Annotated in this window: 1 protein-coding gene; it reads right to left on the bottom strand. The window is 74.3% G+C overall.

The genetic code is table 11. The features are described 5' to 3' along the window. Positions 1-119: 119 nt before the first annotated feature. On the bottom strand, positions 120-3557 hold a 3438-nt coding region (locus RMT89_RS39790), incomplete at its 5' end, for an Rne/Rng family ribonuclease (RefSeq protein WP_315888631.1).

Below are 3557 nucleotides of genomic sequence, written 5' to 3' on the forward strand. Positions count from 1 at the left end.
GAGCCCCGCCCGTCTTCCACCGGGCAGTCCCGGTCCTCGCTCGGCGTGTGGCGGACCTGATCGCTCGGTGAGCCGCGGGGTGGGGGGGGGGGGCCCCCCCCCCCCCCCACCCCGGTGTTTCAGCCCTCGTCGGTGGAGGCCGAGACGGAGGGCAGCGTCTGCTGCGCCGCCGCCGCGGTCTTCTTCGACGTCGACTTCTTCGCGGCCGTGGCGGTCTTCGCCGCCTTCTTGGCCGTCGTCTTCTTGGCGGCCGTCTTCTTGGCCGCGGTCTTCTTGGTGGCGGCCTTCTTGGCCGTCGCCTTCTTCGCCGTCTTGCGGGCCGCCGCCTTCTTGGCCGGGGCGGGCTCCTCCTCAGTGGCGGGTGCCTGCTCGGCCGGGGCCTCCGTGGCCGCGGGGACGACCACGACGGCCGCCTCCTCGGACGCGGTGGGCGCGGTGGCCTTGCGGACGGCACGGCGGCGCGGACGGGCCGGGGCCGCGGGCTCGGCGACGACCGGCTCGGCGACCGGCTCGGCCGCCGGGGCCTGATCGGCCTTCGGCTCGGGCGCCGTCTCGGGGACCGTCACCACGGCCGCCTCCGCCCCGGCGGGCGAACCGGCGGGCGCGGTCGCCTTACGGGTCGCACGCCGACGCGTACGGCCCCTCGGCGCGGCCTCCTCGGCGGCGGGCGGAGTCTCGACGACCGCGTCCTCCACGGCGGCGGGCTCGGCCTTCGCCTCGGCGGCCGACTCCGGCTGCACCGGACGCTCGACCTCCTGCTCGACGGTCACGTCCTGAGCGGTCGGCGCCTCGGCCCTGGGCGCACCGGCGTTCGGCGCACCGGCCGGAGCGGACGCCCGCCGGCCGGCCCGGCGCCGGGAACGGCGGCCGGCAGCGGCCTCCGCCTCGGCGACGCTGCTGTACAGCTCCTCGTCCGGCGCGAAGGCAGGCTCAGCCGGCGCGACCGGCTCGGCGACCTCGGCCGCCACCTCGGCGGCGGTCTCCGTCTCCGGCTCGGCGGTCTCGACGGCGGTCACCGCGGCCTCGTGCTCGTGCACGTCGGCGCCACGCCCGCGCTTCTTGCGCTTGCCGCCGCCTCCGGCGGAGGTGGGCTGCTCCATGTGCACGATGACACCGCGGCCGTTGCAGTGGACGCAGGTCTCGGAGAACGACTCCAGCAGGCCCTGGCCGACCCGCTTACGGGTCATCTGGACCAGCCCCAGCGAGGTGACCTCGGCGACCTGGTGCTTCGTACGGTCCCGGCCCAGGCACTCCAGCAGGCGCCGCAGCACCAGGTCCCGGTTGGACTCCAGCACCATGTCGATGAAGTCGATGACGATGATGCCGCCGAGGTCGCGCAGCCGCAGCTGGCGCACGATCTCCTCGGCCGCCTCCAGGTTGTTCCTGGTGACCGTCTCCTCCAGGTTGCCGCCCTGGCCGGTGAACTTGCCGGTGTTGACGTCGACGACGACCATCGCCTCGGTCCGGTCGATCACCAGCGAACCGCCGCTGGGCAGCCAGACCTTGCGGTCCAGCGCCTTGGCGAGCTGCTCGTCGATCCGGTAGGTGGCGAAGACGTCGACCTCGGAGGTCCACTTCTGCAGCCGCTCGGCGAGATCCGGGGCGACATGGGCGACGTAGCCGTGGATGGTCTGCCAGGCCTCGTCACCGCTGACGATGACCTTGGAGAAGTCCTCGTTGAAGATGTCCCGGACGACCCGGACGGTCATGTCCGGCTCGCCGTAGAGCAGCGTCGGGGCGTTGCCGCTCTTGGCCTTCTTCTGGATGTCCTCCCACTGCGCCTGGAGCCGCTCGACGTCACGGCGCAGCTCGTCCTCGCTCGCGCCCTCGGCGGCGGTGCGCACGATGACGCCCGCGTCCTCGGGGACGATCTTCTTGAGGATGGTCTTCAGCCGCGCCCGCTCGGTGTCGGGCAGCTTGCGGCTGATGCCGGTCATCGAGCCCTCGGGGACGTACACGAGGTAGCGGCCCGGCAGGGAGACCTGGCTCGTCAGACGCGCGCCCTTGTGCCCGATCGGGTCCTTGGTGACCTGGACCAGCACGGACTGCCCGGACTTGAGGGCGGACTCGATGCGCCGCGGCCCGTTGGCCATGCCCAGCGCCTCGAAGTTGACCTCACCGGCGTAGAGCACCGCATTGCGGCCCTTGCCGATGTCGATGAAGGCGGCCTCCATCGACGGCAGCACGTTCTGGACCTTGCCCAGGTAGACGTTGCCGACGTACGAGGTCGACTGCTCCTTGTTGACGTAGTGCTCGACGAGCACGTTGTCCTCAAGGACACCGATCTGCGTACGGTCGCCGTGCTGACGGACGACCATCACGCGCTCGACGGCCTCGCGGCGGGCCAGGAACTCGGCCTCGGTGATGATCGGCACCCGGCGGCGGCCCTGCTCACGGCCCTCGCGACGGCGCTGCTTCTTGGCCTCCAGACGGGTCGAGCCCTTGATGGACTGCACCTCGTCGGACGGCTCGGCCTTCGCCCGCGGCTCGCGCACCTTGACGATGGTGCGCTCCGGGTCGTCGGAGGACGGCTCGGCCTCGGGGGAGGCGTCTCCGGCCCTGCGGCGACGGCGGCGGCGGCGCCGGCTGCTGGAGGTCGAGCCGCCGGGCTCCTCGCCCTGGCCGCCCTCCTCGGCGTCCTCGTCCTCCTGCTCGGCGGTGTCCTCGGCGTCCTGCGCGGCCTGTGCTGCCGCGAGCTCGTCGGCCTCGTCGGCGGACTCGCCGGACTCGGCGTCGGACTCGGCGGACTCACCGCGACGACGGCGACGGCCGCCCCGGCGGCGGCGACGGCGCGCCCCGGTCTCCTCGGTCTCCTCGCCCTCGGCGGAGTCCTCGGCCTCCTCGGCCTCCTCGGCCTCGTCCTCGTCCTCGTCCTCGACGGCGGTCTCGGCGGGACGGGCCTCAGCCTCGTCCGCCGCACCCCGTCGCCGGCGCCGGCGACGGGCGCCGACCGGCTCCTCCGGGAGCTCCTCGGCCTCTTCGACCTCACCGGGCACGTCCGACACCTCGGCGGCGGCCTCGGCGGCAGCGCGCTCCGGGGTCTGGAACTTCGGCTCGGTGAAGACCGGCGGCTGGAAGACGGCGACGGCGGGGCGCGACGGCCGACGCGGGGCCTCGGCCTCCTCGGCCTCCTCCTCGGTGGTGCGCGCGGGCGCGGAGAACCCGGTGGCGGCCTGACGGACGACCCGGCGACGGCGCCGGGGAGCGGCCTCCTCGGCGGCGGGGGCCTCGACGGGCTTGTCGGTCTCGGCGGGGTTCACGGCCTCGGCCGCCCCGCTCTCATCGGCAGTGGTCACGGACGCCTCCACGTTCTCGGGCGCCCCGGCGGGCGCGGACACGCGACGCGTGGCACGCCGGCGGGTGCGACGGGGGGCGACGTCCTCGGACGCGGCCAGGGCGGGTTCTTCGGCAGTGGGCTCGACGGAGGTCTCGGAGAGGGTCTCGACCGTGGTCTCGGCGGTTGTGCTCTCGGCAGTCTCCGCGGGCGCGGTCACCTTCCGGGTGGCACGACGACGCGTACGCCCCTCGGGCGCAGCTTCCTCGGCCGGCGCGACCTC

Source organism: Streptomyces sp. P17 (genome assembly GCF_032436805.1).
GTDB lineage: Bacteria > Actinomycetota > Actinomycetes > Streptomycetales > Streptomycetaceae > Streptomyces.